The 26134-nt window shown below is 72.9% G+C and carries 27 protein-coding genes, 1 tRNA gene and 2 pseudogenes; 13 read left to right on the top strand and 17 right to left on the bottom strand.

The window, feature by feature from the left end; all coding sequences use genetic code 11:
* Positions 1–28: 28 nt before the first annotated feature.
* The 5 genes and pseudogenes from ACWDVG_RS04180 to ACWDVG_RS04160 form a co-directional block, all read right to left on the bottom strand.
* Positions 29–1186 (bottom strand): annotated as a pseudogene (locus tag ACWDVG_RS04180) (tyrosine-type recombinase/integrase).
* A complete protein-coding gene (locus ACWDVG_RS04175; RefSeq protein ID WP_451695964.1) occupies positions 1186–1377 on the bottom strand; it encodes a helix-turn-helix domain-containing protein in 192 nt (63 codons plus the stop codon). The pseudogene ACWDVG_RS04180 and the gene ACWDVG_RS04175 overlap by 1 nt, the downstream one beginning before the upstream one ends.
* Positions 1374–1766, bottom strand: a pseudogene (locus ACWDVG_RS04170) (replication initiator); the annotation flags it as partial. The pseudogene ACWDVG_RS04170 and the gene ACWDVG_RS04175, both read right to left, overlap by 4 nt.
* Positions 1767–2135: 369 nt before the next feature.
* Positions 2136–2324, bottom strand: coding sequence for a hypothetical protein (locus ACWDVG_RS04165; RefSeq protein WP_451695963.1), 189 nt, complete (start codon positions 2322–2324; stop codon positions 2136–2138).
* Between the two features lie 12 nt (positions 2325–2336).
* Entirely contained in the window at positions 2337–2615 is a 279-nt protein-coding gene (locus ACWDVG_RS04160) for a hypothetical protein (RefSeq protein WP_451696181.1), read from the bottom strand.
* Positions 2616–2693: 78 nt separating this feature from the next.
* On the opposite strand from ACWDVG_RS04160, the gene ACWDVG_RS04155 reads away from it, so the two are divergent.
* Together ACWDVG_RS04155 and ACWDVG_RS04150 are read left to right on the top strand one after the other, a co-directional pair.
* Positions 2694–3449 carry a GntR family transcriptional regulator gene (locus ACWDVG_RS04155; protein ID WP_451695961.1) on the top strand — a complete coding sequence of 252 codons (756 nt, stop codon included), beginning with the start codon at positions 2694–2696 and terminating at the stop codon, positions 3447–3449.
* 71 nt (positions 3450–3520) lie between these two features.
* Entirely contained in the window at positions 3521–3892 is a 372-nt protein-coding gene (locus ACWDVG_RS04150; protein WP_451695959.1) for a hypothetical protein, read from the top strand.
* 672 nt (positions 3893–4564) lie between these two features.
* Here the strand turns inward: ACWDVG_RS04150 and ACWDVG_RS04145 are convergent.
* Both ACWDVG_RS04145 and ACWDVG_RS04140 read right to left on the bottom strand, forming a co-directional pair.
* Positions 4565–5059: a YfbM family protein gene (locus ACWDVG_RS04145; protein ID WP_451696180.1), complete on the bottom strand. Its 495-nt coding sequence runs from the start codon at positions 5057–5059 to the stop codon at positions 4565–4567.
* A 232-nt stretch (positions 5060–5291) separates the two neighbouring features.
* Positions 5292–5606, bottom strand: a complete 315-nt coding sequence (locus ACWDVG_RS04140) for a hypothetical protein (protein ID WP_451695958.1) — start codon at positions 5604–5606, stop codon at positions 5292–5294.
* A gap of 11 nt (positions 5607–5617) precedes the next feature.
* On the opposite strand from ACWDVG_RS04140, the gene ACWDVG_RS04135 reads away from it, so the two are divergent.
* Together ACWDVG_RS04135 and ACWDVG_RS04130 are read left to right on the top strand one after the other, a co-directional pair.
* Positions 5618–5726 (top strand) — tRNA-OTHER (locus ACWDVG_RS04135).
* 439 nt (positions 5727–6165) lie between these two features.
* Entirely contained in the window at positions 6166–7887 is a 1722-nt protein-coding gene (locus ACWDVG_RS04130) for an FG-GAP repeat domain-containing protein (protein WP_451695957.1), read from the top strand.
* Between the two features lie 112 nt (positions 7888–7999).
* On the opposite strand, the gene ACWDVG_RS04125 is transcribed toward ACWDVG_RS04130, so the two are convergent.
* A complete protein-coding gene (locus ACWDVG_RS04125; RefSeq protein ID WP_451695955.1) occupies positions 8000–9388 on the bottom strand; it encodes an NAD(P)/FAD-dependent oxidoreductase in 1389 nt (462 codons plus the stop codon).
* Between the two features lie 122 nt (positions 9389–9510).
* Between ACWDVG_RS04125 and ACWDVG_RS04120 the strand changes: the two genes are divergently transcribed.
* From ACWDVG_RS04120 to ACWDVG_RS04110, 3 genes are all read left to right on the top strand, one after another.
* The gene (locus ACWDVG_RS04120) at positions 9511–10452 is read left to right on the top strand and encodes an aminoglycoside phosphotransferase family protein (RefSeq protein WP_451696178.1); all 942 of its coding nucleotides are present in this window, start codon (positions 9511–9513) and stop codon (positions 10450–10452) included.
* Positions 10453–10571: 119 nt separating this feature from the next.
* Entirely contained in the window at positions 10572–11051 is a 480-nt protein-coding gene (locus ACWDVG_RS04115) for an N-acetyltransferase family protein (RefSeq protein WP_451695953.1), read from the top strand.
* A gap of 9 nt (positions 11052–11060) precedes the next feature.
* Complete coding sequence (locus ACWDVG_RS04110) at positions 11061–11396, top strand: hypothetical protein (RefSeq protein ID WP_451695951.1); 336 nt, start codon at positions 11061–11063, stop codon at positions 11394–11396.
* A gap of 39 nt (positions 11397–11435) precedes the next feature.
* Here ACWDVG_RS04110 and ACWDVG_RS04105 read toward each other — a convergent pair whose 3' ends face one another.
* Together ACWDVG_RS04105 and ACWDVG_RS04100 are read right to left on the bottom strand one after the other, a co-directional pair.
* Complete coding sequence (locus tag ACWDVG_RS04105) at positions 11436–12440, bottom strand: zinc-binding dehydrogenase (protein ID WP_451695949.1); 1005 nt, start codon at positions 12438–12440, stop codon at positions 11436–11438.
* 83 nt (positions 12441–12523) lie between these two features.
* The gene (locus ACWDVG_RS04100) at positions 12524–13738 is read right to left on the bottom strand and encodes an FAD-dependent oxidoreductase (RefSeq protein WP_451695947.1); all 1215 of its coding nucleotides are present in this window, start codon (positions 13736–13738) and stop codon (positions 12524–12526) included.
* Between the two features lie 135 nt (positions 13739–13873).
* Here ACWDVG_RS04100 and ACWDVG_RS04095 point away from each other — a divergent pair, with 135 nt between their 5' ends.
* Positions 13874–14536, top strand: coding sequence for a pentapeptide repeat-containing protein (locus ACWDVG_RS04095; RefSeq protein ID WP_451695945.1), 663 nt, complete (start codon positions 13874–13876; stop codon positions 14534–14536).
* An 18-nt stretch (positions 14537–14554) separates the two neighbouring features.
* Here ACWDVG_RS04095 and ACWDVG_RS04090 read toward each other — a convergent pair whose 3' ends face one another.
* From ACWDVG_RS04090 to ACWDVG_RS04075, 4 genes are all read right to left on the bottom strand, one after another.
* Complete coding sequence (locus ACWDVG_RS04090) at positions 14555–15055, bottom strand: hypothetical protein (protein WP_451695943.1); 501 nt, start codon at positions 15053–15055, stop codon at positions 14555–14557.
* A gap of 72 nt (positions 15056–15127) precedes the next feature.
* Entirely contained in the window at positions 15128–16336 is a 1209-nt protein-coding gene (locus ACWDVG_RS04085; protein WP_451695941.1) for an FAD-dependent monooxygenase, read from the bottom strand.
* 60 nt (positions 16337–16396) lie between these two features.
* Complete coding sequence (locus tag ACWDVG_RS04080) at positions 16397–17017, bottom strand: response regulator (RefSeq protein WP_451695939.1); 621 nt, start codon at positions 17015–17017, stop codon at positions 16397–16399.
* Positions 17014–18150: a sensor histidine kinase gene (locus ACWDVG_RS04075; protein WP_451696176.1), complete on the bottom strand. Its 1137-nt coding sequence runs from the start codon at positions 18148–18150 to the stop codon at positions 17014–17016. The genes ACWDVG_RS04080 and ACWDVG_RS04075 overlap by 4 nt, the downstream gene beginning before the upstream one ends.
* A 427-nt stretch (positions 18151–18577) precedes the next feature.
* Here ACWDVG_RS04075 and ACWDVG_RS04070 point away from each other — a divergent pair, with 427 nt between their 5' ends.
* Together ACWDVG_RS04070 and ACWDVG_RS04065 are read left to right on the top strand one after the other, a co-directional pair.
* Positions 18578–19117 carry a GlcG/HbpS family heme-binding protein gene (locus ACWDVG_RS04070; protein WP_451695937.1) on the top strand — a complete coding sequence of 180 codons (540 nt, stop codon included), beginning with the start codon at positions 18578–18580 and terminating at the stop codon, positions 19115–19117.
* Positions 19118–19321: 204 nt separating this feature from the next.
* Positions 19322–20725 carry a M1 family metallopeptidase gene (locus ACWDVG_RS04065; protein ID WP_451696174.1) on the top strand — a complete coding sequence of 468 codons (1404 nt, stop codon included), beginning with the start codon at positions 19322–19324 and terminating at the stop codon, positions 20723–20725.
* 6 nt (positions 20726–20731) lie between these two features.
* On the opposite strand, the gene ACWDVG_RS04060 is transcribed toward ACWDVG_RS04065, so the two are convergent.
* Positions 20732–21259, bottom strand: a complete 528-nt coding sequence (locus ACWDVG_RS04060; protein WP_451695935.1) for a GNAT family N-acetyltransferase — start codon at positions 21257–21259, stop codon at positions 20732–20734.
* Between the two features lie 70 nt (positions 21260–21329).
* Positions 21330–21905, bottom strand: coding sequence for a TerD family protein (locus tag ACWDVG_RS04055; protein WP_451695933.1), 576 nt, complete (start codon positions 21903–21905; stop codon positions 21330–21332).
* A gap of 129 nt (positions 21906–22034) precedes the next feature.
* Here ACWDVG_RS04055 and arfB point away from each other — a divergent pair, with 129 nt between their 5' ends.
* Positions 22035–22472: an alternative ribosome rescue aminoacyl-tRNA hydrolase ArfB gene (arfB, locus tag ACWDVG_RS04050; RefSeq protein WP_451695931.1), complete on the top strand. Its 438-nt coding sequence runs from the start codon at positions 22035–22037 to the stop codon at positions 22470–22472.
* A gap of 49 nt (positions 22473–22521) precedes the next feature.
* On the opposite strand, the gene ACWDVG_RS04045 is transcribed toward arfB, so the two are convergent.
* Entirely contained in the window at positions 22522–22995 is a 474-nt protein-coding gene (locus ACWDVG_RS04045; RefSeq protein WP_451696172.1) for a flavin reductase family protein, read from the bottom strand.
* A 369-nt stretch (positions 22996–23364) separates the two neighbouring features.
* Here ACWDVG_RS04045 and cdgB point away from each other — a divergent pair, with 369 nt between their 5' ends.
* Both cdgB and ACWDVG_RS04035 read left to right on the top strand, forming a co-directional pair.
* Positions 23365–25059: a diguanylate cyclase CdgB gene (gene cdgB / locus ACWDVG_RS04040; RefSeq protein WP_451695929.1), complete on the top strand. Its 1695-nt coding sequence runs from the start codon at positions 23365–23367 to the stop codon at positions 25057–25059.
* Between the two features lie 109 nt (positions 25060–25168).
* The gene (locus ACWDVG_RS04035) at positions 25169–26134 is read left to right on the top strand and encodes a CBM35 domain-containing protein (protein ID WP_451695927.1); all 966 of its coding nucleotides are present in this window, start codon (positions 25169–25171) and stop codon (positions 26132–26134) included.

Here is a 26134-nt window from a genome sequence, read left to right as displayed (position 1 = left end):
GTTGAGGGTCTTGGCATGAAGCGTCACATCAACGGTGGCGATCGGGCCGCTTCCGCTTGAGCAGCCGGTCCATGTGGCTGATGGCCTCGCGCTGGGTGTCCTGGACGACGTGGGTGTAGACGTCCGTGGTCAGGCTGATCTGACTGTGGCCGAGGATCTCCATTACGACGCGGGGCGCGACGCCGGCGGCGGTGAGGAGCGTCGCGCAGCCGTGCGGGGTGTCGTGGAGGCGGATGAGCCGGAGCCCGGCGGCCTCGCTGACGCGGACGAAGGACCGGTGGACGTTGCGGGGCTCGACGAGGCGGCCGGTGCGGGTGGCGAAGCCGTAGCCCGCGGTTGTCCACTCCGTGCCGGCCGCTTCGTACGTCGCCTTCTGACGCATCCGACGCCAGCGCAGAGGAGCCAGGCACATGGCGGGAGTGGAATCGCGCGGGAGCGACGTCCCTTGGTCTCGTCGTTGTAGAGCACTCCGCGGCGCCGCTGAACCTGCTGGCGGACTAGGGGGACGCGGTTCTCCAGGTCGATGTCGTTCCAGCGCAGTCCGACGATCTCGCCCCGGCGGAGTCCCATCGCAATGGCGAGCACGAAGGCGGCGTGCAGCGGGTCCCGGCGGGCGGCGGCGAGGAAGTCCAGCGTCTCGTCGAGGGATCACGGGCTCAGGTCGCGTGCGGCGGCCCTGGGCGGCTCCACGAGCTTGGCGACGTTCCGGACGATCAGCTCCTCCCGGCAGGCGGCGGAGAGGGCCGTACGCAGCACGCGGTGGGACTCCTTGGCGGTGGCGGTGGTCGTCTTCTTCTCCAACTGGAGCAGGAAGCGCCGGACGTCGGGGACGCTCAGCGACTCCAGCCGCTTCGTGCCGAGCATGGGGGAGAGGTAGAGCCGCACGTGCGCCTCGTACTTGTCGTACGTGCTGAGCTTGCGGCGCGGCCGGACGACGCTCTCCAACCAGTACGCCAGCCTCTCGGAGAGCTTCGCCGAACGGGTGGGCACGGGGGTGCCGCTCGCGACCTTGTCGAGGAGCGCGCGGCGCTGTGTGTCGCACTCGGCCCAGGTCTTGCCGTAGGCGAACTTCCGGGCGCGGGTGCCGTCGGGCTGGAGGACATAGACGGCGGCCTGGAAGCGTCCGTCCTTCCGCTGGGTGATGGTGCCGGCCCCGTTGGGGGTTGCGCTTGCGCTGCGTGGCCATCATGCGGCTTCCCTGATCTCGTACGAGATGAAGTCCCGTACGGCGTAGACCGGGACGCGGCGGGCGCGGCCGACAGTGATCGAGGTGAGGCGGCGCGAGCGGATGAGGTTGTAGACGGTGGAGCGTCCGAGCTTGAGCCGGGCCATGACCTCGGGCACGGTCAGCAGTTCGTCGGTGGTGGCGGTGGTCATGCCGCGGCTCCTTCCGGTGCTTCCGGTACGAGTTGGTCGCGCAGGGCTTCCCGTGCGGTCTGGCGGTTGAGCTGGATTCCGCGCGAGATGGTCGCGGCGAGGGCGGCCTCGCCGGGGCTGCGGCCGTGTCCGGCGTACCGCCAGGAGGCGAGGACGAGCACGGTGTCCGGGTCGGCGTCCATGCGGTCCTGAGCGGCGCAGTAGTCGGCGCGGATCTGACGGAGGGCGCCGAGGGTGGCCGAGTAGCGACGGGACTTGGTGGAGAAGTGGCCGCGGAAGCCGAGCATGTGGGCTGCCGGCGGTGATCTGGGCACGCAGGTTTTCGGCGATGGTGTCGCGGAGCGTGGGCATGGAGCGGTCACCACCTTCTGTGGACGCGGAGGGCGACCAGGCGGGTGCGGGGGTGCATCGTCAGTTGCTCGCCCGTTTCGAAGAGAAGGCACTCTGCTCCGAGGGGGAGTTGTCGGAGGTCGGCCACGCGGCAGGGCATACCGCCGATCTGGATGACATCGCCTCGCTGGACGTTGAGCGAGGTGATTTCGATGGGGGCGGCCACGGCAGCGTTCGGGGCCCAAGGCTTCATGCCGTCGCCTCCGTGCGGGGCGCGTGAGTGCTCGGCGTGTGGCAGGGGCAGGCGCACGCCTCGTAGGTCACGGGGATGTCGACCGGGGCCGTCGCCGGAGAGGAGTGAGCGCACTCGTGGTGCGTGCCGATTCGGCATGCGGACGAGCGGTACGGGGGCGTCTTCGGAAGGGGCATCAGATGGCCTCCGCGAACGTGAGGAGGCGTTCGACGGGCGGGACATACGGTCGGACCAGGACGGTCTCCTCGCCGCGGATCGTGTCCGGACCGAACTGGATGCTGAGGGGTAAAGCCGTGTAGCGGCGGGAGTTTCGGGCGTGCCGCGCTCCGGTGGGCCGGAGCGCGCGACGGATACGGTTGAACATGCTGATCAGCTCCTATCGCTGATGGCCAGGTCCCCGGACGTCGCCTGTCGCGGGGACCGCTTTGTTCACGGCGGCCCAGAGGGTTCGGCCGCCCAGGCTGGTGGCGAGCAGGCCGAAGCGGTCTGCCTGTGCCAGGACTTCCAGGACCTCCCGCCATGTCTCGGCGGTGAGGGTCTCCGGTACCTCCGCTTCGATCGACGTGTGTCTGGTGTGATCCAGCACGCGTGTGGTGAGTCCCAGGGCGGACAGCCGGGCGGCGAGGGCCTCCGCGCTTACTTCTGAAGCAGGCACAGGGCAGCCTCCGTCACCGGCGATCACTTTCAGTGAAGCTAGTTAACTAGGTTAGAGCTAGTGGACTAGATTTTCCATATGCCTGAGCAGCCGCCATACCTCCGCATCGCCGACGAACTGCGGCGGCGGATCGCGGAGCACGAGTGGACCCCTGGAGACCGGCTGCCCTCGCGGGCCCAGATCGGCCAGGAGTGCGGGGTGGGCGAGAACGTCGTTCGCCGAGCCCAGGAGTTGCTGATCTCCCAGGGCGTGCTGGAGGGGCGGGCCGGGTCCGGAACCTATGTCGCCGAGCCCCGGCAGCGAGTGCGGATGGTGCGGTCCGCGGCGCGCGAGCAGCCGGACGGCTCGCCGTTCCGGGCGGACATGAAGGCCGTCGGGCGGAACGGCGGTTGGGAGAGCCGGACCGATGCGAAGGTGCCCGCGCCGGCGGAGATCGCTGCGCGGCTCGGGATCGGTGAGGGCGAGTTGTGCGTCCGGACCGTGTACGAGTTCCTCGCCGACGGACGGCCCGTGCAGCTGTCGACGAGCTGGGAGCCGTACGACCTCACCGGCGGGACCCTCGTCGTCCTTCCGGAGGGTGGACCGCATGCCGGCGCTGGTGTCGTGAACCGGATGGCCGAGATCGGCGTGACCGTCAGCCATGCCGTCGAGCAGCCCGAGCCCCGGCAGGCCACCACCGAAGAAGCCTCACTTCTCGGGATCCAGAAGGCCGCGCTCGTCACCCACATCCGGCGGACGTACTACAGCGACCAGGGCCGGCCCGTGGAGACCGCTGACATCGTCGTGCCCGTCGCACTCTGCGAGATCGTCTACGAGATCCCCATCAACCGTTAGGCGGGGTTGTCAGTGCTTCGGCATACCTTCTCGCCATGGCGAAAAGACCTCCTGAGAACTGGCGTGCCTGGATGGCGCAGGTAGCCCGCGACGTCGAGGCCGGGATCCTGGGGCCCGAGTGCGCCGACGCTGCGGAGATATACCCCGACTCGTTTCTGAGGGCGACCGACTCGGCGCTGGAGGCATTCGAGGCGGAGGTGCGTGGGCTCACGAGTCCCTCCGACGACGAGGTCTTCGGAGCGGTGGAGAGGGTCGTTCTCGCGCTCAACGCTGTTGACGAAGACCCTGGCCACGATGGCGCCGGTTACTGCACCGACGAGCGGGAGCAACTGTGCGAGTACATCGACCTCACCCTGGGCGAGCACGGTGTGGACGTGGCTGCTCTGGCAGCAAGGAGAGGCATCAACCGAGCCGAGATCACAGACGCCTGGCGCGACTGGTGACAGCAACTCGTACGGTGCAGCCTGACATCCACCGCTGACATCAACGGCACCGGACGACGACAGTGCTAGGCGGTCGTCCAGAACAGGACCGCGCCCGGCCCGGAGCCCTATGGGTGCCGCTCGGCCGAACTTGTAAAGCGGGGGTCGTCGGTTCGAACCCGACAGGGGGCTCACGGCGAAGGGTCGGCGACAGGGGGACTCCCCCCCTGTCGCCGGCCCTTCTGCATGATCACGGCCGTGCCGCCTAGGAGGTCGTGGAAGTGCACGTCCCCGGAGACGCCGGTTGCTCCGTCGGACTGTCGCGACATCACCGAGTTGCCTGACTACGGTGGTCCCATGCTGGAACACGACGGTGGCCTGGCCGCTTGGCTGGAGCCCAAGCGACTACTCACCGGCCCTGAGCGCCATATCAGCACGCTGCGATACCTGCTGGCCGGGGATGACGACGCGCTCCTGATGCACGACTACGACCTGGTCAGTGATCCACAGACAGTCGCCATCGTGAAAGCTCAGCAGCGCGCAGCGGGACAGCGCCGCCGTAGGCTGCGGCGACTGGCAACGCGTCAGCGCCACCGTCTCCAAGGAACCGGCCCCACCCGAGTTGCTTCGGGACGAAGAAGTCGGCGCGGGTTCCGGATCACCTGTGGGCCTGGTTTCCAACCAGGCCCACAGTCAGTCCAGCCAGATGATGACTGCGTGTCCTTCTCGGGCAGCTGCCTTGAAGTACCCGGTCAGGCCGGCAAACCAGTCCCTGGCCCACTCCAGTGAGGCGTGGTCCTCCCAGATCAGTGGGTAGATCTCCGCCGTATGTAGTTCTGCGGGGTCGACTCCGCCGAGAAGCTGGTCATAAGTCAAGCCGCTCAGAGCTTCGGCGCCGAGGCGAACCCGATCCGCGGTGAGGTAGCGCGGCGGGCCGTAACCCCAGTCGTCGGCCTTCTCGAAGGCTTCTTCCCCATGGATGACGTCGACCGGAAAACCGGAGCGCTTCAAGAGGAAGTCCAAGAGGTGCCACGCCTGGTACGTGGAGAAATGACGGGCCATGGCCGACGAGGGTTCAGCCTCTTCCTCGACGACCCGGATCCCATCGATGTAGTCGAGGGCCCAGTCCGGGTCCTCCATCGAGCGTTCCAGCTCGGCCGCCGTCACACGGAAGTACTCACCAATCATGCTCACGGCCGGATGCTAGGCACGGCCACTGACACCCCGCTGCCCAGGCCAGCCCCGAAGCCCCTGCCAGGCGCCGTCTGGGACCGTGCCGCATCCGTGCCAGAACGTGCGGGGAACCAGGGGGAACGAGAGGCATCGACGGGCTCTGGATCATCGATCAGCTACCCCGTTATCTGTGCAGGTCAGGCATGGTCCCGCCCTCACGCTCTCGCGCAGAGGCTGTTCGGTGCGTTCACCGGTTCCAGATCTCTTGGAACTCTTCGGCTGGGATACCTTCCAGCGGATCCTCCTCAGGGTCGATCGCCTGGTCCGTCAGGAAACCGTGCACGTCCTCCATGTGCTCCCAGCTGTACCGGTGAAGCCGGCCGGCCGGAGTCAGCTCGGCCTGCTTGATGGCGACCAACTCGCCGCGGTCGGGTACGGCCTCGAAGTACCACAAGCCGCCCTCCTCGTCGACGTGGCGGAAGTGGTGCCGCAGGGTGGCCCCTTCGTCAAGGGATCGGAAGTACGCCACGCTCTCCGCCTTGATTCGCTCCAGGTCAACCATGGGAGCATCGTGCCAGCGAGCCCGTATGGTCGCACCGTTCTGGGTGGCTCCTCGGCTGCGCCGAGGACTGATCAAACTTGTAAAGCGGGGTCGTCGGTTCGAACCCGACAGGGGGCTCCAGGCAGGCATGACGAAGGCCCCGGACCGGGATCGCGGTACGGGGCCTTTGACGTACCCCACGTGGGGCGGCTCGCCCTCTTCGCAGAGGGGGCGACCCGGTGAGACTCCCGGGGGCTGGGGGCGCTGCTCCGGCGTCGGGATGGAGGGGTTCCGCGCGTCGGCGGTCGGGCAGCCCGTGGATCTGACCTGGGAGGCTTCCGGGTTCCGGCAGGACGAGTACGGCGACCGCGCGGGTGGCGTCGTTCCTCGGGGCGGCTGACGGCCGCAGCTCGGGGGCGCCCGTGGGGGCCCCGTGGGGGTGGGGTAGCTTGCGCGGGCGGCCAGGGTGGGGGGATCGCCTGGCGTGTCGTGGGGCGGGGCCGCCTCGCGGGTGCTCCCGTTTCCTGTCGCAGTACGGCGGGTCCCTCGGGGGCGCGCCGAAGTTCGGAGGACTGACGTCGTGCGAAGAATCGTCGCTCTCGGGGGGACGGCCGCTCTGCTGGTGGCCGGTCTGGTGACCGGTACGGCAGGGTCGGCCGTGGCCGCCGACGAGTTCATCGAGTTCACCATCGCGGACCAGGTGCTGCAGCCCGGGGAGGGCTGGGCCGACCTGTCGCCGGAGAGCGTCGGGGGGATTCCCGACGGGACCCTCGTCTACGCGCTCAGCAAGGCGCCGCTCACCGATCCCACGTTCGCCAAGGGCGGGCTGCCCGCCGGGGTCGCGCTCGACGACATGGGGTCCTGCACGGTCAAGCAGGTCGGCGTGTTCGCGTGCCCGATGAACGACGACAACCCGTTCCCGGGAATCGCCGTCTCGGCCGCCGCGACCGCCGCGCACGGGACGACGCTGTACTACGGCGCCGTCTACGCCCCGCGCGGCGCCGACCTGGCGCGGGCCGTGAAGGAGGCGCAGACCGTCGGGAGCCTGCCCGAGGACGGGCGGCACGCCGCGCGCAAGGTGACGGTGAAGTCGGCGGCCGAGGTCGCCAAGAACACGCTCGCGCTCAGCACCCCGGCCGTCCCGGCGGGCGGCAGCGCCACGCAGTCGGTCACCGTCCACGCGATCGACAAGGGCCGGCTGGACGTGTCGTTCGCGCCCGCGCCCGGCATGCGGGACTGGGAGGAGGGAGAGACCCAGGTCACGATCACCGGGGTCACGGCGAGCTCCGGCATCGCCGAGTGCGACCACACCGAGGACCTCGACTACGGCGGTGTCTGGTGCACCGTCGACCCGGGTTCCGGTCCGGCGACCGACGTCACCGTGTCGTACACGCTGAAGGCCGGGGCGACGGCGGCCGCCTGGAAGATCGAGGCGTACGCGTCGTACGAGGTGTACACCTTCGGCACCGGCAACCCCGAGAAGAGCAGCGTCTTCGCGGTGCAGTCCTCGCGGCCCGTGCCCCCGCACCACGCGATGGTCGCGCGGGACAGGAGCGGCCGGCTGTTCTGGCACCACGGCACCGGACTGGCCACCGAGCCGTTCCGGGACTGGAACGAGCAGGTCGGCACCGGCTGGCACATCTACAACCAGATCACCAAGCTCGCGCCGATCACCGTCCAGGCGACGGGCGGCGGCGTGATCGCTCGCGACGGCGCCGGTGCGCTCTGGTACTACCGGACGACCGGTGACGCCTGGTCCCCGTTCACGGCGCGGGTCAAGGCCGGTACGGGCTGGGGCATCTACAACGCGCTGACGGGCGTCTCCGATGTGACGGGCGACCGCCGGGCGGACCTCGTCGCGCGTGACGGCTCGGGCGTGCTGTGGCTGTACAAGGGCACCGGCAGCACCACCGCGCCGCTGTCGGCCCGTACGCGGATCGGCGCCGGCTGGCAGGCGTACAACCAGCTGACCGGTGCGGGCGACCTCACCGGGGACGGCCGGGCGGACCTGGTCGCGCGTGACGGCTCGGGCGTGCTGTGGCTGTACAAGGGCACCGGCAGCGCCACGGCGCCGTTCGCGGCCCGCGTCAAGATCGGTACGGGCTGGGGCGCGTACCCGGTGGTGTCGGCTCCCGGCGATCTGACGGACGACGGCCGGGCGGACCTGATCGCGCGTGACGGCGCGGGCGTGTTCTGGCTGTACAAGGGGACGGGCAGCACCACGGCGCCCTACTCCGGCCGGATCAGGGTCGGTACGGGCTGGGGCGAGCTCCCCGGCACCTCGTACGGCCTGCTGTTCTGACGCGCCGAAGTCGCAGTCGAAGTCGAAGTCCTGCGGGGCGGGGCCGGTCCGGATCTCCGGGCCGGCCCCGCGCCGTTCCCGGCCGCCGTTGGGGCCCAGCCCCCGGCTGGTCTCAGCGGCCGCTGAGGCGGTTGGCGAGGACGGCCACGCGGTCGGTGGCCGGGGTGGGGGCGGTGGATTCGCGCCGGTCGGCGCCGCGGAAGGCCGCGTACATGGTCTGGACGCCGAGCCAGCGCAGCGGTTCGGGTTCCCACTTGCGGACCTTGTGGCCGACCCAGGGGAGGGTGGTCAGCTCGGTGGGGCCGGACTGGCCGGAGTCCTCGCGGACGAGGTCGCGCAGGGTGCGGGCGGCGAGGTTGGCGGTGGCGACGCCCGAGCCGACGTAGCCGCCCGCCCAGCCGAGGCCCGTGGAGCGGTCGAGGGTGACGGTGGCGCACCAGTCGCGGGGGACGCCGAGGACGCCGGACCAGGCGTGGGCGATGCCGACGCCCGCGAGCTGCGGGAAGAAGCGGACGAGGATGTCGCGGAGGGCCTCGACGGTCTGCGGCTGGGTGCGGCCGTCGTTGTCGGTCTTCGAGCCGTAGCGGTACGGGACGCCGCGGCCGCCGAGGGCGATGCGGCCGTCGGCGGTGCGCTGGGCGTACATGTAGGCGTGGGCCATGTCGCCGAGGGCCTCGCGGCCGGTCCAGCCGATGGAGTCCCACTGGGCGTCGGTGAGCGGCTCGGTGGCGATCATCGAGGAGTTCATGGGGAGCCAGGTGCGGCGCTGGCCCGCGAGGGAGGCGGTGAAGCCCTCGGTGCAGCGCAGGACGTAGGGGGCGCGGACCGTGCCGTAGGGGGTGACGGCGTGCTTCGGCCTGATCTCGGTGACCGGGGTGGACTCGTGGACCGTGACGCCGAGGGCCTCGACGGCGGCGGCGAGGCCGGTGACCAGCTTCAGCGGGTTGAGGCGGGCTCCGTGCGGGGACCAGGAGGAGCCGACGGCGCCGGCGACGCGGACGCGGGCGGCGGTCTCGCGGGCGCCGTACAGCTCGCGGTCGGTCTCGCCGAAGGCGACCTCGGTGGCGTGGAAGGCCTTGAGGCGGGCGAGTTGGGCGGGGCCGAGGGCGACTTCGAGGACGCCGCCGCGGTGCTGGTCGGCGTCGATCTTCTCGGCCTCGCAGACGTCGAGGACCTCGGTGACGGTGGCGTTCATGGCCTGCTGGAGGCGCGCGGCGGCGTCGTGGCCGTGGAGCTTGGCGTAGCGGTCGCGGCCCGCGATGCCGTTGTAGAGCCAGCCGCCGTTGCGGCCGGAGGCGCCGTAGCCGCAGAAGTGGGCTTCGAGGACGGTGATGTTGAGGAAGGGGACGGCCTTCTTGAGGTAGTAGGCGGTCCACAGGCCGGTGTAGCCGCCGCCGACGATGCAGACGTCGGCGGTGGTGTCGCCGGGGAGCGGTTCGCGGGGCGCGGGGGCGCCCTCCTGCGCGTACCAAAACGAAATACCGCCGTTGACCGTGCTCATCTCTATCCCTCTTCCGGGTGCGTGGGCGGGAGGCTACCGGTGCGGCCGTGCGCGGTCACGGTGTGCGGCGTGGGCGCGGGGACCGGGCGGTGGCCGGCTGAACGGCCTAGGCTCGGGGCGTGATGCGCGTACCGGAGCAATTGGCCCAGTCGCAGGCGGAGTTCAACGGGGAGGCGGGGCGGGCGTTCGTGGCCGCGCTGCCGGGGCGGGCGGCGGAGTTCCTGGAGCGGTGGGGGCTGCGGGCGACCGGGAAGCCGATGTGCGGGGTGGCCGCGCTCGTGCTGCCGGTGGAGCGGGGCGACGGCACGCCGGCCGCGCTGAAGCTGCAGCTCGTCGACGAGGAGACGGAGGGCGAGCCGGTCGCGCTGCGGGCCTGGGCGGGCGAGGGGGCCGTGCGGCTCCTGTCGTACGACGCGGGCACCGGGACCATGCTCCTGGAGCGGCTCGACGAGACGCGGCCGCTGTCGGCGCTGCCCGACGCCCGGGAGGCCGTACGGATCCTGGGGGAGGTGCTGGCCCGGCTCTCGGCGGTGCCGGCGCCGCCCGGGCTGCGGCGGCTCGGGGACGTCGCGGCGCGGATGCTCGACCGCGCCCCGGGAGCGGCGGAGCGGCTCGGGGTACGGGACGGGGGCGGGGGCCTGGGCGGTGGTGTACAGGAGGGGGGTGGCGTACGGGTCGGGGCGCTGTTGCTCGACTGTGCGGCGGCGGTGCGCGAGGTGGTGGCCGAGCCGGGGGACCGGCTGCTGCACTGGGACCTGCACGAGGGCAACGTGCTGGGGGCCGTCCGCGAACCCTGGCTGGCCATCGACCCGAAGCCGCTGGCCGGTGACCCGGGGTTCGAGCTGCTGCCGGCGCTGGTCTCGCGGGAGTGCGCCGACCCGGCCGAGCTGCTGTGGCGCTTCGACCTGTTGACGGAGCGGCTCGGCCTCGACCGGGGCCGGGCGGGCGCCTGGACGCTGGGGCGGGTGCTGCAGAACGGCCTGTGGAACGTGGAGGGCGGCGGCCCGGCGCTCCCCCCGGAGCAGCAGGCCGTCGCGCGGGTCCTCCTGGCCAGGCGGACCTGACGGCGGGAGGGGCGTCACGGGAGGGATGTGACGGGAGGGGCGTCATCGGAGGCGGGTGACGGGAGGGGTGTGACGGAAGGGGTGTGACAGGACGGGGCGGGGCGGGGCAGGCTTGGGCCATGATCCGTACCGCCACACCTGCCGACGTCCCCGTCATCCACGAACTCGTCCTCGCCCTCGCGGAGTACGAGAAGGCCCTCGACGAGGTCCACGCCACGCCCGCGCAGCTCCACGAGGCGCTCTTCGGCGAGCGCCCGGCCGCCTACGCGCACATCGCCGAGACGGAGACGGGCGAGGTGGCCGGCTTCGCGCTCTGGTTCCTCAACTTCTCGACGTGGCGCGGGGTGCACGGCATCTACCTGGAGGACCTGTACGTGCGGCCGGAGCTGCGCGGCGGCGGGCACGGGAAGGCGCTCCTGACCGAGCTGGCGCGGATCTGCGTGGAGCGCGGCTACGAGCGCCTGGAGTGGTCGGTCCTGAACTGGAACAAGCCGTCGATCGACTTCTACGAGTCGCTGGGCGCCCGCCCGCAGGACGAGTGGACCGTCTACCGCCTGACGGACGGGGCGCTGGCGAAGCTGGGTGGGGCGGAGGTGTAGGAAGGAGCCATGGACAAGGACATCGAGCAGCGCTTCCAGCGGATCACCGGCTTCGTCGAGGCGCGGCTGACGCCGCTCTTCGACCCGGAGAACGGAAGCGATCACGGCTTCGGGATGGACGACACCTCCCGGGCGCTGCGGGCGCTGCGCTACACCGTGCAGGCGGCCTCGGCCGTGAACGGGCTCCTGGAGAAGCGGGAGTCGGCGCCGGAGCTGCGCCAGGTCGTCGACCAGGCCCTCGAACACAACTGGGACGTGCTGCGCTCGATCGCCCGGATGTGGGAGGACCACGCGGACTTCCGGAAGGAGTTCAAGGCGCACTCCTGGGACGTGCTCGGCGTCTGAGCCGTCTCTCCCGGATCCGTGGGGGACCCCTGGGGACCCCTACGGGATCAGCACCACCTTGCCCATCGTGCCCCGGGTCTCCAGGGCGCGGTGGGCCTTCGCCGCTTCGGCGAGGGGGAAGCGCTGGACGGCGGGGCGGAGGGTGCCGTCGGCCGCGGCGGCGAGGGCGGCGAGTTCGAGGGCGCGGATGTCGCCGCCGGCCTTCTGGATCATGACGGGGCCGAGGACGGACTCCGAGGTGATGCCGCGCTCGGCGAGTTCCTCGGGGGTGTACGTGAGGGGCTCGCCGTCGTGGAGTCCGGCGCCCGACCAGCCGAAGACGAGGTGCTGCCCGCCCTTCCCGAGGAGGTCGACGGCGGCCCTGCCGGTGTCGCCGCCGACGGAGTCGAAGACGACGGTGGCGGTACGGCCCAGGTCCGCGAGGTACGCGCGGACCTCGTCCGGCCAGTCGGTGCGGGTGTAGTCGACGGCGAGGTCGGCGCCGTTGGCGCGGACCCGGGCGACCTTCTCGGGTCCGCCGGCGAGGCCGATGACGGTGGCGCCGGTGTTCCTCGCGTACTGGACGAGGAGGGTGCCGATGCCGCCGGCCGCGGCGGGCACGACGGCGACCGACTCGGGGCCGAGGTCCGTGAACTGGAGGATGCCGAGGGTGGTGCGGCCGGTGCCGATCATGGCGACGGCCTCCGCCTCGCCGAGCCCGTCGGGGAGTTCGTGGAGGCGGGCGGCGTCGGTGACGGCGAGTTCGGCGTAGCCGCCGGGGGCCATGCCGAGGTGGGCGACGACCCGCTTGCCGAGCCAGGCGGGGTCGGTGCCCTCGCCGAGGGCGTCGACGGTCCCGGCGACCTCGCGGCCGGGGACGGTGGGGAGCTCGGCGGGGGCGGGGAAGGGGCCCGTCGCGCCCTGGCGGAGGGCGGTGTCGAGGAGGTGCACGCCGGAGGCGGCGACCCTGATGCGGACCTGGCCGGGGCCCGGGGTCGGGTCGGGGGTCTCCTCGTAGGTGAGGTGTTCGGCGGGGCCGAAGGCGTGGAGGCGGATGGCGTGCACGGCGGGTTCTCCTTCGTTCGGGCGTCGGTGATCCTGGACGCGCTGAACAGCCTCTGACCTCAACCATGCTTGAGGTCAAGGGGTCAGGGGGTGGTGGTCCGGAGGGACCGCCCGCCCCGGGGGCCGTGCCCAGCCCGCCCCGACGGTGCGTACCGGGCGTGCCGGAGCGCAAGGGACACCGCCTCCACCGCGCTCGTGAAGGAGACCTCCGACAGGACGCCCGGCGCCGCCACCTGGTCGCCCGCCAGGTACACCCCGTCGCCCCGGTCGATCGCCGGCCGGTCGCGCCAGGTCGTACCGGGCCGGTCGACCGCTCCCGTACGGCCCTGGGAGACGGACTCCCGGCGCCACTCCGTCCGGTCGCGCCAGCCGGGGAAGCCCAGGTCGAGGAGGCGTTCGGCGTGGGCGACGCCCGCCGACCTCGGCTCGTCGGGGCCGAGGGGCAGCTGGGCCTGGATCAGCTGCTGCCCGGCGGGGGCGAGCGAGGGGTCCTGGGCGGTGAAGCGCTCGATCCAGCCGGGCGCGTCGAGGTCGGAGACGACGAACGGGTCGCCCTTACGGGTCCTCAGGGCCAGGTCGAGCAGGAGCGTGCGCCCGCTCTCCCACGTCAGGGTCGGGTCGTCGAGGAGCCGGGCGGCGGCGGGCAGGGCGGTGGCGACGACGACCGGGCCGTCGGCGACGGGCAGGGCGTCGACGCGGGACGAGGTCTCGACGCGTACGCCGAGTTCGCGGGCGCGGGCGGCCATCCGGTCGATCAGCTCGCCCCAGCCGCCCCGGATGTAGTGCGCCTCGGGCGGCAGGGAGCCCGCCCGGTGCAGGCGCTCCTGCACGAAGCGGGCGGAGAGCGAGCCCGGGTCGTGGTGGAAGAGGGCGACCCCGCTGTAGGCGGCGGCCACGCGCGCGGTGCGCGCGCCCGCGAGGCCGGTGACCCAGGTGCGGAAGTCGACGTCGACGGGGGCCCGCTCGGCGCCGCGCAGGATCTGGCGCAGCAGCCCGAGCGGCGGGGTGCGGTGCAGGGCCCCGTCGCGGTGGAAGCGGAAGCGGAGCCCCTCGGCGGGCGGCAGCGGGGCGAGGGGGCCGAGCAGGCCGCGCTGGGCGAGCCAGGTCCAGTGGGGGCCGCCGTCGTAAAGGGCGTGGGGGCCTTCGTTGGTGCGGTACGGGCCGGTGGCGGTGCGGGCCCGGCCGCCGAGGGTGCGGTGGGCCTCGTGCAGGGTCACCGAGGCGCCGGCCTCGGCGGCGGTGATGGCGGCGGTCAGTCCGGCGAAGCCGCCGCCGACGATCGTGAGCGTGCCTGTCATGTCGGTCTCCTCGTCCTCGTGCGGGTCCCTCGGCCCGGGCGCCCGGGCAGGGGTTCTGAAGGGGGGACCGGACAGGGGGGCCGGTTCGTGACAGCGGGGCGGGGCGATGTCAGTGACGTGCGTCACGATGGGGGCATGAAGCGGAAGACGGTCCCGAAAGCGCGCCGCCCGGAGCTGCGGCTACCACCCCTCGACCCGTACGAGGGGGAGCTGGCGCCCGACGGCGACTACGACGGCCTGGAGCTGACGGGGCTCGACCTGGCGGGCGCCTCGGGGGAGGGCGCGCGGTTCCTGGACTGCGCGCTGCGCGACTGCGGGCTGGACGGGGCGCGGCTGACGGGCGCGCGGTTCCTGGACTCGCTGCTGACCGGCGTACGGGGCGTGGGCACCGACCTCGCGGGGGCGCAGCTGCGGGACGTGGAGCTGGTCGACGCCCGGTTGGGCGGGGTGCAGTTGCACGGCTCGGTGTGGGAGAGAGTGCTGGTCAGAGGAGGGAAGGGGGACTATCTGAACCTGCGGGCGGCGAAGCTGAAGGACGTCGTCTTCGAGGGGTGTGTGCTGAGTGAGCCGGACTTCGGGGGCGCCCGCCTGGAGCGGGTGGAGTTCGTGGACTGCGTGCTGCTCGGGGCGGACTTCTCGGGGGCGCGGCTGGCGGACGTCGACCTGCGGGGCGCGCAGCGGATCGACATCGCGCGGGGGGTGGAGTCGCTGGCGGGCGCGGTGATCTCGCCGGCGCAGCTGCTCGACCTGGCGCCGGTGCTCGCGGCGCGGCTGGGGGTGCGGGTGGAGGACGCGTAGGAGGGCCCCCGGGGGGCGTCAGGGCAGGCGGGGGAAGCGGGCCTGGAGGTCCCAGACTGCCGGGTTGTCGGCGAGGCCCTCGTGCATGTCGGTGAGGTCGGCGATCAGGTCGTGCAGGAAGTCGCGGGCCTCGCGGCGCAGGGCGGCGTGGCTGAAGGTGAGCGGGGGTTCGTCGCCGGGCATCCAGTCGGCCTCGACGTCGACCCAGCCGAAGCGGCGCTCGAACAGCATGCGGTCGGCGGACTCGGTGAAGTCGAGTTCGGCGTACTGCGGCTGGGAGGCGCGGCTGCCGCGCGGGTCGCGGTCGAGCCGCTCGACGATGTCGCACAGCGCCCAGGCGAAGTCGAGGACCGGCACCCATCCCCAGGCCGTGGACACCTCGCGGTCCGCCTCGGTGTCGGCGAGGTAGACGTCGCCGCAGAAGAGGTCGTGGCGCAGGGCGTGGACGTCCGCGCGCCGGTAGTCGGTCTGCGGGGGGTCGGGGAAGCGACGCGAGAGGGAGTAGCCGATGTCGAGCACGGGACCGATGGTGTCATGGCCCCGGCCCGCGCCGCCCGCCGCACCGGGCGGCCCCCGGCCCCGCCCGCGGGCTCAGCCGCGGCCGTGCACCGCCCGGGCGACCCGGGGGCCCAGCCAGCGCTTGAGGCGGCGCAGGGGCTCCAGCTGCTCGGCGGCCCGGTCGATCCGGTAGTAGAGCTGCGGCGGCACGTACGGCAGGAGCGGCGAGTGGCGCTGGCCGAGGAGCGCGAACATCCGGTCCGGCTCCAGGCGCATGTAGCGGGGCAGGTTCTCGTACCAGCGGGCGCTGTAGCGGGCCGCGCTCTGGGCGGAGACGAGTTCGGCGCGTCGCCGTCTGCCGTACGCGGTGAGCGCCGTCTCCAGGTCGGGGTGGGCGCGCAGCGCGGCCGCGAGGGCGAGCGCGTCCTCCAGGGCCAGGGTGGTGCCCGCGCCGATCGAGTAGTGGGTGGTGTGGGCGGCGTCGCCGAGGAGGACGAGGTTGCCGTCGTGCCAGACCCGGTTGGTGAGCGTGCGGAAGGTGAGCCACTGGGCGCTGTCGTCGGCCTGGGCGCGGCCGATGAGGGCGTGGCCGTCGAGGAGGTCGTGGAAGAGCTTCTCCAGGAGGGCGAGGCTGTCGGCCTCGCCGAGGGTGTCGAGACCGAGACCGGTCCACGTCTCCGGGGAGCACTCGACGACGCAGGTGGACTGCTCGCCGCTGAAGCCGTAGGCGTAGCACCAGATCCAGCCGTGGTCGGTCTCCTTGAAGGCGAAGCTGAAGGAGTCGAAGACCTTGGTGGTGCCGAGCCAGATGTAGGTGTTGCGGCCGGAGGTGACCTCGCTGCCGAAGCGGGCGGCGCCCCTGGCCTCGCGCAGGACGCTGTGGATGCCGTCGGCGGCGACGACGAGGTCGGCGCCGGCGAGTTCGGGCGCGTCGGGGCCGCCGATCGGGTGCTCGAACGCGACCCGCACGCCGAGCTCCTCGGCCCGGTCGGCGAGGAGCGCCAGCATCCGGCGGCGGCCGATGCCGAAACCGGCGTCGCCGCGGTGGACGGTCCGCTCGTCGCGGACGATCGCGACGCCGTCGGTCCAGGTGACGGAGGCGGCGGCGACGGCCGCCGCGGACTCGGGGTCGCCCGCGCGCAGCTTGTCGAGGAGCCCGGCCCAGTAGGTGACGCCCCAGCCGTACGTGGAGCCCGCGGGGTTCCGCTCGTACACGGTGATGTCGTGGTCCGGGTCCTGCCGCTTCAGCAGGATCGAGAGGTACAGGCCGGCGGGCCCGCCACCGACGACGGTGATCTTCACGTGCGCTCCCCAACGAGGACATGACACTGTGCGCTGGAACGGCAACGCACAGTAGCAGTCTCAGGGCAGCAGACGGCGTTCCTTGGCGACCGCCACGGCGCCGGCGCGGGTGTCGACGCCGAGCTTCGCGTAGATCCGGCCCAGGTGGGTCTTCACGGTCGCCTCGCTGATGAACAGGGCGCGCGCGATCTCGCGGTTGCCGAGGCCGTGCGCCAGCTGGCCGAGGATGTCCCGCTCCCGGTCCGTCAGGCTCGGCCCGGCCGCGCCCCGCATCCGGTCCATCACCCGGCTCGCGACCGGCGGCGACAGGGCCGTGCGCCCCTGGGCGGCGGAGTGGATCGCCGCGAACAGCTCCTCGGGCCGCTCCGCCTTCAGCAGGTAGCCGGTCGCGCCCGCCTCGATCGCCCGCGTGATGTCGGCGTCCGTGTCGTACGTGGTGAGGACGAGGACGTGGACGCCGGTCGGCGCGATCCGCCGGGTCGCCTCCACGCCGTCGATGCCGGGGCCGAGCTGGAGGTCCATCAGGACGACGTCCGGCCTCAGCTTCGCCGCCATCGCGACGGCCTCCTCGCCGCTGCCGGCCTCGCCGACGACCTCGATGTCGGGGGTGCTGCCGAGCAGGGCGAGCAGTCCGGCGCGGACGACGACGTGGTCGTCGCAGAGCAGGATGCGTACGGTCACGGACGGACCTCCTGGCGGGTCGGGGGCGCGAGCGGGATCGAGGCGGAGAGCACGGTGCCCTCGCCCGGGGCGGACTCCACGGTCAGGGTGCCGCCCAGCTGCCGCGCTCGCACCCGCATCGCCGGGAGGCCGTGGCCGCGCACGCCCTCGTCGGCGCGCGGCTCGGCCGGGTCGAAGCCGCTGCCGTCGTCGGCGATGTCCAGGACGACCTGGTCGTCGAGGTAGGTGAGGGTCAGCGCGGCGGAGTCGGCGGCGGCGTGCTCGCGGATGTTGGCGAGGGCGCCCTGCGCGATCCGCAGGAGCGCCGACTGGACGCGGTCGGGCAGCGGCACCGCGGCCCCGTCGACCCGGAAGTCGGCTGCCTCGCGGGCGGCGAGCCCGCGCAGCGCCTCCTCCAGGCCGCCGCCCTCGGCGAGGTCGGCGGGGGCCAGGTCGTGGACGAAGCGGCGGGCCTCGGCGAGGTTGCGCACGGCGATGGACTCGGCGGTACGGACGTGGCGGCGGGCGGTCGCCGGGTCGCCGTCCCAGGTGCGGTCGGCGGCCTGGAGCAGCATCTGCTGGCTGGACAGGCCCTGCGCGAGGGTGTCGTGGATCTCCATGGAGAGCCGCTGGCGCTCGGCGAGGGTGCCCTCGCGGCGCTCGGTGGCGGCGAGTTCGCGCCGGGTGCGGATCAGGTCCTCGATGAGGGCGCGCTGCCGCTCGGCCTGGCGTTCGGCGTGGACGAAGACGCCGGTGGCGATGGCGGCGACGGCCGGCGGGGCGACGATCAGGTTCGGGTCCCAGCCGCCGTGGGAGAGCTGCACCTGCGCGAAGACGACGAACGCGGTCAGCAGGGCGACGAGGACGAGCGCGGCGCGCGGCGGCAGGGTGCGCAGGCCGGTGTAGAAGAGCGGCACCGCGCACCAGGCGAAGCTGGGCGCGAGGACGACGAGGACGACCCAGACGGCGACGACCGTGCACAGCCAGGCGATGCGGCGCGGGGTGGCGCGGGTGCCGAGGACCGGCCCGAGGAGGTAGAGGGAGGCGAGCGCCCCGGTGAGGGCGATGATCCACGGGCTGCGGTCCTCCCACTCGTGCCGCAGCAGGAAGCGGGCGAGGGAGGCGCCGAGGAGCAGGAAGAAGGCGATGTGCATGACGCGCGCGAGCCAGCGCGCGTCGGGATCGTGCGGGGGGCGCTCGCCGTACGGGGTCGGTGCGTCCCGCGGGGGGCGCCCGCCGTGCGGGGGGCGTGCCGCGTGCGGGGGATTCGGGGGCCACGTCACGGTCCGGCCTCCTCTGCGTCGGGCCGGCTCCCGGGGGACCGGCGTCCCTGTCCTGCCCCCGACCGTGTGACCTGGGGATACGTATCCATGGTGACCCGTCGGGACCAGGCGGGCATCAACCGATCGGCTGACCCGGGGGTCGTCCGGTGGGCGCGCGGAGGGCAGCCGGACCGTGGACCGGAGGGCCCGGGGCCCGGCCACAGGATGGAGGCAGGGCGACGGAACGAACCGCCGGCCCCACCCGCACCGCCACCTCCACCTCCATCCCCACCTCCACCCTCACCTCCGGGAGCTTTCCGTGAAGAAGAAGATCCTCCTCGGCACCGCCGCCGCCACCGTCCTCGCCGCCGGCACCTTCGGCGCGGTCTCCGCGAACGCCTCCGCCCCGGCCGCCGCCCCCGCCGCCGTCGTCCGCGCCGACGCCGACAACGACAACCTCCAGCAGTCGACGCACCTGACGATCGAGGCCGCGACGAAGGCCGCCCAGGCCGCGCTCGACGCCGCCGAGAAGGAGAACCAGCGCGTCTCCGTCGCCGTCGTCGACCGCAACGGCAACACCGTCGTCACCCTGCGCGGCGACGGCGCGGGCCCGCAGTCCTACGAGTCCGCCGAGCGCAAGGCGTACACGGCCGTCTCCTGGAACGCCCCCACCTCCGTCCTCGCGGGCCGCCTCGCCCAGGCCCCGAACCTGAAGGACATCCCCGGCACCCTCTTCCTCGGCGGCGGCGCCCCCGTCACCGCCAAGGGCGCCCCGATCGCGGGCATCGGCGTCGCCGGCGCCCCCTCCGGCGACCTCGACGAGAAGTTCGCCCGGGCCGGCGTCGCCGCCCTCAACTGACGTCGAGGCGACACCCCCTGAGCCGGTGACGGCGCCCGGACCCCCGCCGGGCGCCGTCACCGTTCGCCCCTTTCCCCGTTCTTCGTACGGGCTGCTTAGGATCGACCCGTGACAGAGCGCAACCGGACCCAGCGCGGCCGGACCACGGGCGGCCTGACCCAGCGCGGCCGGACCACGGGCGGTCGGACGGGCGCGGCGGCGGCCCTGGCCGCGGGCCTCACCGCCCTCGCGCTCCTCGCGGGCGGCTGCACCGGCGACGGCGGCGTCCGCGGGACTCCCGGCGCCGCCGGGCTGCGCGACCCGTACTTCCCCAGGCTCGGCAACGGCGGCTACGACGTCACCCACTACGCCCTCGACCTCGCCTACGACCCGGCCAGCGGCCGCGTCGACGGCACCGCCGAGATCACCGCACGCGCCACCCAGGACCTCAGCGCCTTCAACCTCGACCTGGCCGGGCTGACCGTCGACCGGGCGACCGTCGACGGCGCGGCGGCCGCCGTCAGCCGCGCCGGGAACGAACTCACCCTCCGGCCCCGCGAAGAGCTGCGAGACGGGGCGGAGTTCACCACGACCGTCGTCTACTCCGGCGTGCCCGAGCCGATCACGGACGCGGACGGCTCCGTGGAGGGCTGGCTGCGCGACGAGGACGGGTCGGTCGTCGCCGTCGGCGAACCGGCCGGCTCCACGAGCTGGTTCCCCGGCAACCACCACCCCTCCGACAAGGCCGCGTACACCGTCACGCTCACCGTGCCCGCCGGGCTGCGGGCCCTGTCGAACGGCGTGCTGACCTCGGAGAAGCGGGCCGCCGACGGCCGCACCACCACCGTCTGGCGGGCGGCCGAGCCGATGGCGAGCTATCTCGCGACGGTCGCCGTCGGACGGTACGAGACGGGGACGGCGACCGCCCTCGGCTCGGTGCCCGTCGTCACCGCCGCCGAGGAGTCCGTGGCCGCCGACAGCGCGGAGCTGCGGGCCGAGATCCCCGGGATCCTCGCCGCGCAGGTGGAGCACTTCGGGCCGTACCCGTTCGCGGCCGCCGGGGCGGTCGTCCTGTCGGACGACGCCCTCGGCTACGCCCTGGAGACCCAGACCCGGCCCGTCTTCCCGGCCGGTTCCTTCGACCGGCCGACCCTCGTGCACGAGCTGGCCCACCAGTGGTTCGGCAACTCGGTGACGCCCGCCACCTGGCGGGACCTGTGGCTGAACGAGGCCTTCGCCACGTACGCCGAGTGGATCGACGCGGAGGAGACGGCGGACGTCCCGCTGCGCACGAGCTTCGAGCGGGCCTTCGCCGACCCCGACAACTGGGCCTTCCCGCCCGCCGATCCGCCCACCGCCGAGAACCTCTTCGACCCGCCGGTCTACCAGCGGGGCGCGATGGTCCTCCACAAGCTGCGGGAGACCGTCGGCGAGGAGGCCTTCGCGGAGATCCTGCGCGGCTGGCCCGCGACGTACCGCCACGCCAACGCCTCGACGGACGACTTCACGGCGTACGCGGAGGAGGTGGCGGGCCGCGACCTCGGGGACCTGTGGGCCGTCTGGCTCCACGGGGACGGGAAGCCGGACGCCCCTGAGGAAGCCGGACGATCCGCAGGGGTGTCCCGATAAACGGGGTCAGGTATCCCGCGCCGTGAGGTCCTTGCGCAGCACCACGCACGGGCGGCCGTGCGCGCGGTCCCGGCGGCGGTCCGTCTCCTCGTAGCCGAGGGCCCGCCAGAACGCCAGCGCCTTCGCGTTCTCCTCCAGGACGGCGAGCCGCAGCCCCGTGCGGCCCTCCGCGCGGAACCGGTCCTCGACGTGGGCGGTAAGGCGGCGCCCGTACCCCGCGCGCTGTTCCGCGCCGTGGACCATCAGGAGGCCGAGCCACGGGTCGGGGTCGGCCGGGTCGGGGTGGCGGCCGAGGGTGACGGCGACGGCGACGAGCCGGCCCTCGGAGCGGGCCAGGAGCACCTCGGCGGTCGGCTCGGCGAGTTCGTCCGCGAGCGCGGCGGCGACCTGTTCGGGCCGGATGTCGTCCGGGTCCGGGAAGTCGCCGCTGAGCTGCTGGAACTCCCGGTTCGACGCGTGGAGCGCGGTGAGTTCGGTGAGCAGCGCGCCGGGGAGGGCGTGGGCTTCCGTGCGGGGGAGCGCTTCGACGATCACCCGGGCAAGGGTAGAGCCCCGGCGGTCTCCCGGCCGGGGCTCCAGCGTCGCGCGTGGCGCGGGGGTCGGGTCAGAGGTTGACGCCGAAGTCCCGGGCGATGCCCTCCAGGCCCGAGGCGTAGCCCTGGCCCACGGCGCGGAACTTCCACTCGGCGCCGTTGCGGTAGAGCTCGCCGAAGATCATGGCGGTCTCGACGGCCGCGTCCTCGGAGAGGTCGTAGCGGGCGATCTCGGCGCCGCCGGCCTGGTTCACGATGCGGATGTACGCGTTGCGCACCTGGCCGAAGTTCTGCGAGCGGGAGACCGCGTCGTAGATGGAGACCGGGAAGACGATCTTGTCGACGTTGGCCGGGAGGCCCGCGAGGTTGACGTTGATCTGCTCGTCGTCGCCGCCGCCCTCGCCGGTGCGGTTGTCACCGGTGTGGACGATGGTCTGGTCCGGCGTCGCCTTGTTGTTGAAGAAGACGAAGTGCGCGTCGGAGGCGACGCGGCCGGCGGCGTCCACGCCGATCGCGGAGGCGTCGAGGTCGAAGTCGGTGCCGGTGGTGGTGCGGACGTCCCAGCCCAGGCCCACGGTGACGGCGGTGAGGCCCGGGGCCTCCTTGGTCAGGGAGACGTTGCCGCCCTTGGACAGGCTTACAGCCATGGGATGTCCCTTTCCTTCGTGATGATCGCGTGCTGATCTCGCCTGGAGAAACGCGAACGGAAGCCCGGCGGTTCCCGGACGGGAACAGGGGCGAAAACAGGATGACTCCCGCGGGGCCTTCCAGGGAACATGGCAGGCATGTCCGGTCCGTATCCGATCCGCGGCTCCGTCTCGCTTCCCGAGGCCGAGCTCCAGTGGCGTTTCTCGCGTTCGTCGGGTCCCGGCGGGCAGCACGTCAACACCAGTGACTCCCAGGTCGAGCTGCGTTTCGACCTCGCCGCCACCGAGGCGCTGCCCGAGGTCTGGAAGGCGCGCGCCCTGGAGCGGCTCGCCTCCCGGCTGGTGGACGGCGTCGTCTCGGTGCGCGCCTCGGAGCACCGCTCCCAGTGGCGCAACCGCGAGACGGCGGCGGTGCGGCTCGCCGCGCTGCTCGCGGAGGCGACGGCGCCGCCGCCGAAGCCCCGGCGGCCGACGAAGATCCCGCGCGGCATCAACGAGCGCCGGCTGCGGGAGAAGAAGCAGCGCGCGGAGACGAAGCGGGGCCGCCAGGCCCGCGACTGGCCCTGAGCCCGGGCCGGGGCGAGGGCCCGCCACCCACCCCGCCCGTTACCCTCGGTCACCCCAGGCGACGGTACTTCCCCCGGTAGTACGCCAGCGGCTCGCCGTCCCCCGACGGCAGCGCCACCGTCAGCACCCGCCCCACCACGAGCGTGTGGTCCCCGGCCACGACCCGGTTCTCCGTCCGGCACTCCAGCGTCGCGAGCGCCCCACCCATGAGCGGCGCCCCGCTCTCCTCGCCCCGGGTGTACGGGAGGTCCGCGAAGAGCAGCCGGTCGCTGACCCGGCCCTTCATCGCGAAGCGTCCGGCGACGTGCCGCTGGCTCTCCGCCAGGATCGAGACGCCCCAGACGGGCACCTCGGCGAGCAGGTCGTCCATGCGCGAGCCGTTGCGCAGGCTGACCAGGACCAGCGGCGGATCGAGGGACACCGAGAGGAAGGCCGTGGCGGTCATGCCGACGTCCTCGCCGCGCGGGCCGTCGTCGGGGTCGTGGGCGGTCACCAGGACGACGCCCGCCGCGAGGCGGGACATCGCCGCCCTGAACTCGTCGTTGCTCACCCCCTCAGCATGAGGGACGGCGAGGTCGGACACGGGGGGCGGGGCGAGGGTCTTCCGGAGCACGTCCGCACGCTAGTCCGGGCGGTCGGTGGTCCGCATCGGGCCCGGGGACCAGCCCGCCCCCCGCTCCGGTCCTAGGACCCGGCCGCACGGCCGTTCGTGCGACCCGCCATGACCTGCTGTGACTTGAGTCACAGAGGGCAGTATTTGTTGACCCTGTGTACCGGGTGCGCAGCTCGCTGTGATTCAGTGGCGATGACAGTGCACTGCGAAGCGTGACTGTGCAAGACGAAGCCGATGAGAACCCTGGAGTTGCTGTCGAGGTCTCGGGGAGAGCGAGCGATGGAGACCGAGTCGGAGCCGTACGTCCGTCTCTCGACCCTGCGGCAGCTGCATCAGGTCGTGGCGGACCTCAACACCGCGCGCAGCCTGGCGGACACCCTGCAGACCGTCGCCGACGGAGTCGTCGCCGGCCTCAACTACGAGCTGGCCTGCGTCAACCTCGTACGCCCCGACGGTGACCTCGTCGTCGCCGCCTTCGCCGGGAACACCGCCGCCGAGGCCCTGATCACCGGCCGCGTCGGCTCGCGCGACGCCTGGGAGCGGCGCCTCTCCATGGGCGTGGCCTGGGGCGACCTCCGGTTCATCCCGCACACCGAGGGCTGGGTCCTCCTCGACGACGACGTCCCCCAGTGGCACACCGACGGGCCGGCCCCCCGCTTCGAGGACGAGTGGCATCCCCACGACCGCCTCTACGCCCCCATGTACGCCTCCGGCTCCGGCCGCGAGCTGCTCGGCGTCATATCCGTCGACCGTCCCCGCAACGGGCGGCACCCGGGGCCGTGGGGGCAGGAAGCCCTCCAGATGTACGCCTCCCAGTCGGCCATCGCGATCAGCAACGCCCGGCTCCGCTCCAACATGCAGCGGGCCCTCGTCCGCCTGGAGCGCGAGCAGCAGGCCCTGCGGGCCAGCGAGGAGTCCTTCCGGCAGGCCTTCGAGTACGCGCCCTCCGGCATGGCGATCGCCGAGATGGGCGGCGACCAGCACGGCCGGCTGCTCCGCACGAACGACGCCCTCTGCCGGCTTCTGGGGCGGCCCGCCTCCGTGATGCGCCGCTACTCCTTCGCCGACCTCGTCCACCCCGAGGACATCGGCACCCTGCTGCGGACCTCCGCCGAGGGCGGCCGCGCCGAGCTGCGGCTCGGCCGCCGCGACGGCACCTACGTGTGGGTCTCCCTGCGGAACTCCGTCGTCGCCGACACCGCCGACGGGCCGCGCTTCCTCCTCACCCACGTCGAGGACATCGAGGAGCGCAAGCGCCACGAGCTCCAGCTCGCCCACCGCGCCTCCCACGACGCCCTCACCGGCCTCCCCAACAGCGCCGAGCTGCGCTCCCGGCTCTCCGCGCGCCTCTGCGAGCGCCCGGCGCGGACCGTCGGCGCGTACGAGGGCGGCGCGTACGAGAGCGCGACGTACGACAGCGGTTACGCCCCCGACCCCGGTTACGAGCCCACGTACGAGCCGGCCTACGACCACGAACACGAGCACGGCTTCGGCTTCGAGCCGGCCGGCGGGGCGGGCGCGTACGACCACCACGTGCACATGGTCGCGCCGACGGGCGGCGAGGTCGACGACGGCACCAAGGGGCTCGCCGTCCTCTTCTGCGACCTCGACGGCTTCAAGTCGATCAATGACCGGTTCGGGCACCACACGGGCGACGCCGTCCTCATCGAGGTGGCCCGCCGCCTCACCACCGGCGTGCGCGACGGCGACACGGTCGCCCGGCTCGGCGGCGACGAGTTCGTCGTCCTCGCCGACGGCCTCGGCGCGGCGGACGCCGCCGACCTCGCCGTACGGCTCCGCAACGCGATCATTCCGCCGATCCGGGTGGACGGGCGCGCCGTGCGCGTCGGGGCGAGTTTCGGCATCGGCTGGGCCGAGTGCGGCATGACCGTGGAAGAGGTCCTGAACTCCGCCGACCAGCGGATGTACGTGGAGAAACGCTCCCGCGCCAAGGTCCACCGCCGGGCCGGCTGACTCGGGTACCGGTCGTCAACAGGTCAAGGGTCCGCATCGGGCGGTGGCCCGTTCGGGGTAGGCTCGGCCGGTCGGCGACGGCTGGCGAGCATGGATAGGAGTGACCCGGATGGCTGCCGGTAACGACGGCGCGAACAAGCCCGAGGACGACGATCCGTTCGGCTACCTGTACGCGGACGGCCAGGCAGCGGGCGCCCAGCCCCCGCAGGGCGGCGGCTACGGCTACCCGGGCCCCGCGCCCGCGCAGCCGGGCGTGCCCCGCACCTCGTACAACCAGGTCAGAACGGTCGGCGAGCGCCAGTACGGGCAGCAGCAGGCGTACGTGCCGCAGCAGCAGCAGGCCCCGTACGGGCAGCCGCACCCGCAGTACGCCGCCCCCGAGACGTACGGCGGGCCGCCGACCCGCCAGGGCCCGATCCCGGCGCAGCGCGGCGGCTCCGGCGGCCGCGGCCCGAACACCAAGGGGCTGCTGATCGGCGCGGTCGCGGTGGTCGCGGTCGTCGTCATCGGCATCACCGCCGCCGTGATCTCCAACACGGGCGGCGACGAGGACCCGAAGGCGGGCAACGGCACGTCGACCCCGACGCCGCTCTCCTCGCAGGTCTCCGAGGCCCCCACCACGGCCACGCCGAGCACCGACCCGTCCCCGACCGAGCTGCCCCGGCAGGACGCGGCGACGCTCCAGCTCGGCGGTCCGGCCAAGCTGGACACCGTCATCAAGGGCGCCAAGGGGCCGCAGGGCGCCTATGTGTCCTTCAACGGGCAGGGCGGTTCGGCGAGCTGGTCCGTGGACGTGCCGGAGACCGGCGAGTACACGCTGCGCATCACGTACAGCGTGCCCGGCAAGGACGCCAAGACCTCGCTGACGGTCAACGGCGAGGCGCCCCGCGAGATCAACATGTCCAACTTCGCGAAGGCCGCCGAGGGCGACTGGGAGAAGGGCTGGACGTACACGTACTCCTACGTGAACCTCAACAAGGGGTCGAACGCGCTCAAGATCTCCTGCGAGGCGGGCAACTCCTGCGACGCCATCCTCGACCAGGTGTACCTGGAGGCCGGGCACACCGGCCGCTGA

The organism is Streptomyces sp. NPDC003327, from assembly GCF_053589515.1.
Note: the sequence above shows the minus strand (reverse complement) of the source record. Positions and strands in the feature narration are given on the sequence as shown.